This window comes from Streptomyces sp. NPDC093109 (genome assembly GCF_040701725.1).
In the GTDB taxonomy this organism is placed as follows: Bacteria; Actinomycetota; Actinomycetes; order Streptomycetales; family Streptomycetaceae; genus Streptomyces.
Window position 1 is genome coordinate 1 of the sequence record NZ_JBFBEZ010000086.1, and the last position, 8,736, is coordinate 8,736.

An 8,736-nucleotide genomic window follows, 5' to 3' on the forward strand; every position below is an offset into this window, starting at 1 on the left:
CCTTCGCCAGACCGCCCTTGGCCGGGAGCGTGACCGACAGCGGCTTCCCGGTCGGCGTGTAGGCGTAGGAGTAGGCGTACGTGCCCGACAGCCCGGTGGTCATCGAGTTGACGGGGATGACCGTCTCGCGGCCGGTGGGCCGGTAGTCGGTGTCGTAACCGGTGATCCGGTTGATGTACTCGGCGTTGGACGCGTCGCGCCGGATCGAGGCCGCGGGCAGGCCGACCGCGCCCGACACGGTGTCGTACTCGTACTTCTTGATCGGGGTAGCGGTGGCCGAGCCCTCGCGGATCGCCGTGGTGCGGCCCAGGACGTCGTAGTCGGTGTAGAGGTTCTTGCCGAGCGCGTCGGTGGTCTTGATCTGGCGGTCGGCGTCGTCGTACCCGAAGGAGGTCGAGCCGGTGTCGGGGTCGGTGGACGCGGTGAGCCGTCCCCGTACGTCATAGCTGAAGGTCCAGGCGTTGCCGGCCGGGTCGGTGGCCTTGGTCTGGTTTCCGCGTGCGTCGTACGTGTAGTTCGTCGTCCGGTACGACGCGACGCCGTCGGCCGCGGTGTAGTGCCGTACGGAGGTGACGCGGCCCATCGCGTCGGTGTAGCTCTTGGTCGCCGGGGCGCTGGAGCCGGGCGGCTTCACATAGACCGTGGTGTCGGTATAGGTGGTGTACGTGGCGTACTTGTAGTCCGCGCCGTGGTAGACGGACGAGCGGACCACGCGGTCCATACCGTCGTACCGCGTCTTGACCCTGCTCGGTACGAGCGACTCCGACTCGCGGGCGAAGAGCTTGGTCTCCGGACTGCCCTTGGCGAGGTAGCCGCCGGTCTGCTCCCACACCAGGCCGTGGTCGTCGTACTTGGTGTCACTGATGATCCGGCCCGCGCCATGGGCCTCGCTCTGCGTCTGCACCTGGCGCATCAGGCCGTCGTAGATCGTTACCTGCTGCGAGTAACCGCCGTCGTCCTCAAGCGTTTTGACCGTGACGGCGGCCGGCTTTGTCTCCTTCGTCGTCGCGATGGCGCCCTGGTACGCGATCACCACGTCCGCGTCCTTGCTGCCCGTACGGGACGGGGACCAGCCCCTGACGACACGGCCGAGCGCGTCGTACTCGGTACGGGTGACCCGCCCGTTGGTGTCGGTGACGGTGAGCGGCAGAGCGCGGCCGGGGTCGTAGGTCGTGGTGGAGGTGTGTCCCAGCGCGTTGACGGTCTTGACTGCGGTGACGGGGCCGCCGCCGGCCGGTGTGTACACGGTCTCCGACGTGCCGCTCAGCGGCTCGCTGACCTTCCGGAGCCGGCCCAGCTCGTCGTAGGAGCTGGTGGTGGTCACGGAGTGGGCGGTGCCCGCGCCGTTGATCTCCGCCAGGGTGGTCTCCAGGCCCTTGGTCGGAGCGGTGCCCCACGCCTGGTCGTCGTAGGACGTACGGGTCGAGCTCAGCAGCTGCGTCTCCGGGTCCGCCGCGTCGAATCCGGAGCAGGTCGTCGCGGTGGAGCGGGTCTCCCTGGCCTTGCCGATGATCCAGGCGTCGGTGTTGTGGAGATACGTGGTCCGCATGCAGACCTGGTTGCTGCGTGTCTCACCGGTCCCGTTGGGCTTGACTACCGACATTTCCAGCTGCGTGGGCAGCCCGTACGTGTCGTCCACCGTGGTCTCGGTCCGGACCGCCTGCCAGCTGCTCTCGACACTCTGAATGGCGTCGGTGCGCGCCACCCACACGCGCTGGGCGAGCAGCGGATCCAGCTCCGTTCCGTCCTCGGCCTCGCGCGCACGGGACGCGGTCTGCTTCGACCGGGGGAAGGTCAGGGCACGCTTGAGCAGCCGGCCCCCGGAGTTCTCGTAGGTGAGCGTTTCCGCCGTCATTCCGGCGAACTGCGCCGCGTCGTCCGCGACCAGTTCCACATCGCCCTTGGAATCCTTGACCGCGCCGCCCGTTCCCTGGAAGAAGCGGGTCACGGTGTACGACTGCGCGTTCGGGTCGCCCTGCTCCGAGCTGGACTTGCTGCCCCGGGCGACGGCGACCTGCCCGTAGCCGCGCCACACACTGTGCGTGCGCAGAGACGGCCGGGTGAACTCGTCGTCGCTCTTGTCCCAGGCAGGAGAGGAGTACTCGTATGAGGTCTTGATGTTCTTGCCGAACGACGTGACCCGGTCCCTCTCCGTGACCGATTCGACAACGTACTTGTTGAACCACGCCTTGGCCGGCGTCTTCACGTCACCGTCCGGGGACCAGCGCACCGGGTAGCAGGTGTCGTTCTTCTTGCCCTTGTCGGTGGCGGGTTCGACGGAGCAGCCACCGGTGTACTCGACCTCGATGTCGCCACCGTTCTCGGTGGCCACGACGCCGATGCGGGGTCGGGTGAAGCCGGGCCGCTGGTCGCGTGGTCCCGAGGGAACGAGGTTGGGGAGCTGACGGTCCCGCAGCCGGTCGCGCAACGGGGAGGAGGAGCCGACGGTGTAGTGGGCGAAGCTGACACCGTCCTTGGACTGGACTGTCCCCACCGTGTCCCCGGGCGCGAAGCCCGTACGGGTAACGGAGTTGAGCCAGAGGCCCGGCGAGGTGTCGTACCAGTCGGCGGGGAAGGACTGGCGCAGCGTGTACGTGTCCACCTTGCCCAGCCCGCTCTGGCCGGGGCGGGCCGCCTTCGTCGTGATCGTGTCGAGCCGCAGCTGCGTCCAGAAGGAGGGGAAGGCCGGGCACAGCTTCGAGTTGGACTTGCAGTTGAGGTTGCCGGGCGTGTCCCACCAGGGGCGGTACGCTCCGGGGTCGTCGGTCTTGGCGAAGTTGGCGGCGTCGCAGGCGGTGCCGGCCTTGAGGCAGCGCTGCTTGACACCGAACTCGACGGTGGCCGAGGGCTTGGTCAGGTCGGAGGTGCGCATGCCGTACTCGATGGAGACCGGGTAGGCGGCGCGGTCGTACTGCTCCGGTGACTTCGTCTTCTTGTTGGCGGCGTAGTAGTTGGTCTCCTGCTTCCAGTTGACCACCATCGCGTTGCCGTGGACATCGACGACCTTGTCCATGCCCCACCGCCATGCCTGCTGCTTGCCCGCGCCGCAGCGGGAGGCGGCGAAGGTGGTGGCGTAGCAGGGTTCACCGGGGTGGTTGCCGAAGACGGGGACGGTGGAGACCGAGGAGGTGGTGGCGTGGCCACCTCCGACGGCGTTCAGGCCGTAGTAGTACGTCGTGCCGTCGGGGGTGGTGACGACCCAGTACTCGCCGTCGTTGTCGGCGTTGGTGCCACCGGTCTTCAGCTCGACGCGGGTGCCGTCGTCGTTCTGCGGGCGGTAGAAGTTCGTGGTGCCCACTCGGACCAGCTCGACGGTGCGGCCACCCAGCGACATCACCGCGTTGTACGAAAGCCAGCACAGGTCGGACGTCTTGCTCGCCGTGGCCGTGTTGTTGGGCGTACCGGCCTTGAGCTTCTTGGTGTCGTCCTTGCAGGAGCGGTAGCGCCGCTCGATGTGACCCGGCTCGTAGTCCCAGCCCTCTCCGATCCAGGACGCCTGAGGAGAGGACACCGCGGTCTTGCCGTCGACCTGCTGCGAGTCGTAGCTCAGGGAAATGTTGGGCGAGGGACCGGCGGGAGTGGGCGGCACGGTCAGCGGATACGACCAGGAGAAGGAGCCGGAGGAGCCGCCCGCGGCCCAGCTTCCGCTGGAGGCGAGCGGGGTCGCCTTGAACGAACCGCCGTCGCCGGCACCGGAGTCGGTGACCCCGAGCACGGCCGTGGAGCCACCGGCCGCCGCCGCGACGGTGTTCGTTCCGCCTCGGTACGCGGCCTGCTGGACGGTGGGGCCGTCGGCGCCGGCCGACAACGGCGCGGAGACGGGCGCGGCCAGGCCCTCAGCGGCCGGGTCCACCGTCGCGGTGACGGTTCCGTCAAGGGTGTTGTTGACCGACTCCAGTTCCTCGTACTCCTGGCACTCCTCGACATCGGGCGTGGTGAGGTAGCACTCGGGGAACTGCACCAGGCGCAGCCGTGAGGCCCAGTCCGCGCCGTAGAGGTTCTTGAACTTCTCGTAGTCGAACCGCACCGACACCGGAACCACTCCGGTGGGCGGTGCCTGCACGGTGACCACCGCGCCGTCCACACCGCGTTCCACGGTCTCCGCGCGGCCGGCCACCGCGACCTTCCACGTACCGGTGGGTGTCGGCTGCCCTTCCGCCTGCCCCAGGCTGACCGGCAGGTTCCCGACGGGGGTGGCGGCCAAGGACGCTGTACTGTCGCTACGGGCCGTACGGGCCGTACGGGCGGCGGGCGTTGACGTACCGGAGCCGAAGGTGACCTCACCGCTGGCGGCGGCCGGCACGGTGGTCGTGCCGGCGGGGGCCTGCTCCAGGTCGTCGGGGGTCTCGGTCTTGAGCGTCTCCAGGTTCTTGTCGACGATCGTGCCCGGCATCTCCTCTTCCTGGTCGAGTTCCTCCAGGAACACCTCGGTGAGCCCGACACTCGCCGGATCCGGTGGCAGCGCGAACGCCTGGGCCGGCAGCAGGGTCACCAGCAGGGCGAGGCCCACGGCGGGCACCACGGTGCGGCGGACACGGCGTCGACGACGGCGAGTTTCAGACAGACGAGACACGCCAGATCCCCCCGGACCATGTGGCACGGCACCGGGCGGGGCCGCACAGGACGTCATGCAAGAACGGGCTGATTCTGTGGGGGCGCTGTGAAGAAAGACCAGGGAAAACCCGAGTACGTGATCATCATCACGGTAGGTAGCGACTCAATTACCCATCAGGGAACGGGAATCGTGAGACATCCGGCTGAACAGGGCCATCGACTGGCAATGTGATCCACACCAGGCGTCACAGCAGAAAAGCCTTACCATCGGATGATTGTTCGAGAGATTCGCACTCTTCACCCCCTTATGGCGCCTTCTCGGGTGGCCGCGAGGCCACGGGGAGCGAGCGAGAGAGTCGGCGGCGCCGGCCGGCTCACACGCCACACCGAGGGGCGCCCGGCTCCGCGGAGGGTGACGGATGTTCACCCATGGGTCATGATCTGCTCGCTCGTCCCGTGTTCTCGGGCTTCTTTGCCCGGGTTCGCGCGAGGAGCGTCGTTTCTCCGGTCGGCGATCCACCGGGCCACCGGGGCCAAGGGGGAGGGATCTCACTCATGTCGTCGCCACGCCGTTTCCGCCTGCCGGGCCGGCGCACCACCGCCATGGCCTGCGCGGTCGCCGTTGCCGCGACCGGTCTCACCTACGCGGGTCTGCGAGGGGCCGATCCGGGATCCGGCAGCGCCCCGCCGTCCGCCCGGTCGGCGGGGCCGACGGGCACAGTGGCGGCGAGCGAGAGCGATGCCATCACCACCGCCGCAAAGACGGGCAAGCGAGTGGAGGTCGCCTCCCTGCGCACCGCCAACTCCACCACCTGGGCCCGCCCGGGCGGGCAGATGCTCCGTGAGGTCCACTCCTCTCCGATCCGCGCCAAGGTCGATGGCGAGTGGAAGCCGATCGACCGGTCGCTGCACCGCACCGGCCGCGGCTGGGAGCCCCGGGCCACCAACACCGGCATGGTGTTCTCCGCCGGATCGAAAAACGCCGGCGGGAAGGGGGACGGAAACCGCGAGGAGCGTACGTCCCGTGCCTCGGAGCACCGGGTCTCGCTCCTGAAGGGCGCGACCTCGAAGGCGGACGGAGTGGCGAGTCCACTGGTCACCCTGCACACCAACGGTCATAACATTCAGCTCACTTGGCCGGGTCCGATCCCGGAACCGATCATCGACACCAACCGGGCGCTGTACCCCGAGATCATCCCCGGCGCGGATCTGGTCCTCACGGCGGACGACGAAGGATTCGCCCAGCTCCTCGTGGTGAAGAACCGCACCGCCGCCGCCGACCCGCGCGTCGCCCAGCTCTCGTACGGCCTCTCCTCGCCCACTCTCACCTTCCGGCTCGACCCGTCCTCCGGCATCGTCAGCGCCGAAAACGCCTACGGAGACGAGGTCGCGATGTCACCGACCCCGGTGATGTGGGACAACGCAGGCGCTCCGGCCATTACCGACAGCGAGGTGGGGGCGAGCGCGCAGCCCACCAGTCCCGAGGTGCTGCCGTCCGAGCCCGAGGAGCCTTCGGATCCGGAGGAGACCCCCTCGGCCGACGCCGACGACGAGCCCCAGTCCGACGAACAGACCGACGAGGACGAGGAAGAGCTGCCGACCGCGAGCGACGAGCCCGTCCCGGCCGTCTCGGAAACACCCCTGCCGACCGCGCCTCCGGAGCCGACACCGGAACCGTCGAAGACCGGGTCGGCCGCGACCCTCTCGCTGCCCGCGCTCGACGGTCCGTCCCCCGACTCCCACGGCGCGCTGGTCGAAACGGATCTCTCCGGCGGGAACTGGGTCATCACCCCGGACCAGAAGCTCCTCTCCGACCCGTCCACCGTCTTCCCCGTCTTCATCGATCCCTCGGTAAAGAGGGGCATCCAGAACTGGACCACGGTCTACAACCGCTACCCGAAGGCGACCTTCTACAACGGCAAGGGATTCAACAAGGGCGGCACCCACGAGGCGCGAGTTGGCTTCGAGTCCGACACCTGGGGCACCTCACGGTCCTTCTTCAACCTCGACTTCGACACGGACGGGACCATCAAGGGGGCGGTCATCGAATCGGCCAAGCTGACGGTCCTGGAAACCTATGCCTGGTCCTGCAGCGAGCGGGCCATGAGTGTGCATCTCACCAGCAAGATCGATTCGAAGACCAACTGGAAGAACGCCCCCAAGCTCCATAACGGCAACAAGATCAGCACCAAGAGCTTCGCGCACGGCTGGAAGTCCCAATGCCCCGACGCGTTCGAGAAATTCGACGTCAAGAAGGCCGCCCAGCAGGCCGCCGACAAGGGTGGGAAGGCCATCACCTTCGGCATGCGCGCCGTCAACGAGGACTCCCAGTACGCCTGGAAGAAGTTCGCCGCCAACAGCGACTTCGGCCCGAGGCTCGAAATCGAGTACAACCGCCGTCCCACCGCCCCCACTGGCCATTACCTCAACCCCGAGGCCAAGTGCACGACGACCAAGCCGTACGCACGGATGGCCGCCGGGGAGATCACCTTCACCGCGTCGGCAACCGACAAGGACAAGAACCTCGACTATCTGGACTTCGATCTGTGGCCGACCGGCAAGTGGGCCGCCACCGGTGACCTGCTCAAGTCGACCGGGAAGGTGTCCGTGGGCATAAACACCGGAAGCGCCCGAGTCACCACGACCTCCTTCTCCACCAGCAAGCTCACCAACGGCACGGTGTACTCGTGGCGAGTGCAGGCCTTTGATGACGCCGGCGCTACCTCGGGCTACTCGCCGAAGAAAGTGCCCTGTCGCTTCGTTTTCGACACGAAGGCGCCTGAGCCGCCCGAGGTGTCCTCGGACGACTTCCCTGACGCCGACGAGGGCCACGACGGCTTCGGCAACAAGGACGAGGACACCATCTGGAGCAAGATCAAGTTCGGTACGGCCGGCAGCTTCACCTTCCGCGCGCTGAACGAAGACGTCGTGGCCTACGAGTACGGCTTCAACGATGCCAGCTATCCCTTCTCTCTCGCTCGTAAGGGCGGCACCAAGACAACGGTCAGCGCGACCGTCAAGGACGCGAAGCCCCCGTCGGCCGGCCCCAACGTGCTCTTCGTACGGACTGTGGACGGCGCCGGCAACATATCCGTCCCGACCAAGTACTTCTTCTACGTCGCGCCCAAATCGAAGGCCGATGCTCCTGGCGACTTCACCGGAGACGGTACAGCCGACCTGATGACCGTCACGGAGAAGGGAAATCTGGGGCTCTACGCCGGACAGATGAACAAGGACCTCACCAAGGTCAGCGGAAAACTGGGCTATTCGATGCCCGGCGCGTACTGCGACAACCCCGATAAAGACCCTAACGGCGACAAACTCGCCCCGTTCATCTCGGCCCCGAGCGGACACTTCAACAACGCCCTGATCACCCATAACGGGGATGTCTACGGCGGTGACGGCATCCAGGACCTCATCGTCCGCGTCAACGGAAAGCTCTGGGTCTACCCCGGCGACGGCTACGGCGCCGTGAACATCAGCAAGCGCCGCGAAGTCCTGCTCCCGGCCAACGCGCCCGCCCCCGACACCTTCACCCAGATCGTCTCGGCGGGCGACGCCAACGGCGACGGCAAGGCCGACTTCTTCGTCACCGTCGGCGACGCGCTGTGGGTTCTCATCGGCTACAACGGCGCGACGGTCGAGACGGCCACCCGGCTCTCCGGCTCCGCCTGGCTCAACCGCGACCTCGTCACCGTCCTCGATGTCACCGGCGACGGCGTCACCGACATCGTCTACCGGTCCGACGCCTCCGGGCGGCTGCTGCTGCGTACCGGCATCAAGGCGGCGTCGGGCGGGGTTGACTTCAACTCGCTCACATCCGCGGCGAATTCCGGTACTGGAGCCGATGATCAGTACGGAGCGTCAGGCTGGTTGAGTTCGTCCATCCCGCACCTCATGGGCACCCCCGATGTCACCGGGGACGGCATCCCCGACATCTGGGCGGTCTTCGCCAACGGATCCGTACGCCTCTACACGGGCAGCAAAACCGCCCTGTCCGGCAGCGGCACCGAGATCATCGCATCGGCAAGCTACTGGAAGACGCGGCAGACCATCGGCTGAGCCCTGACCCCGGTCGGCCCACGGCCTCTGCGGAACAGGGTCGGTTCCTTCGGCCCCAATCGTTACGGGAAGGAACCGACCCTGTTCCGCAGAGGAGACATCGCAGGGAGAGCGTTCCGT

Annotated in this window: 2 protein-coding genes; one reads left to right on the forward strand and one right to left on the reverse strand. The window is 67.5% G+C overall.

Annotation, left to right across the window (positions count from 1 at the left end; translation table 11 throughout):
• Positions 1–4,510 (reverse strand): SpvB/TcaC N-terminal domain-containing protein (locus AB0389_RS37425; RefSeq protein ID WP_366400059.1); only part of this gene is annotated, 4,510 nt, incomplete at its 3' end.
• A gap of 599 nt (positions 4,511–5,109) precedes the next feature.
• Between AB0389_RS37425 and AB0389_RS37430 the strand changes: the two genes are divergently transcribed.
• Positions 5,110–8,616, forward strand: coding sequence for an FG-GAP-like repeat-containing protein (locus AB0389_RS37430; RefSeq protein ID WP_366400060.1), 3,507 nt, complete (start codon positions 5,110–5,112; stop codon positions 8,614–8,616).
• The last annotated feature ends 120 nt before the right edge of the window (positions 8,617–8,736 follow it).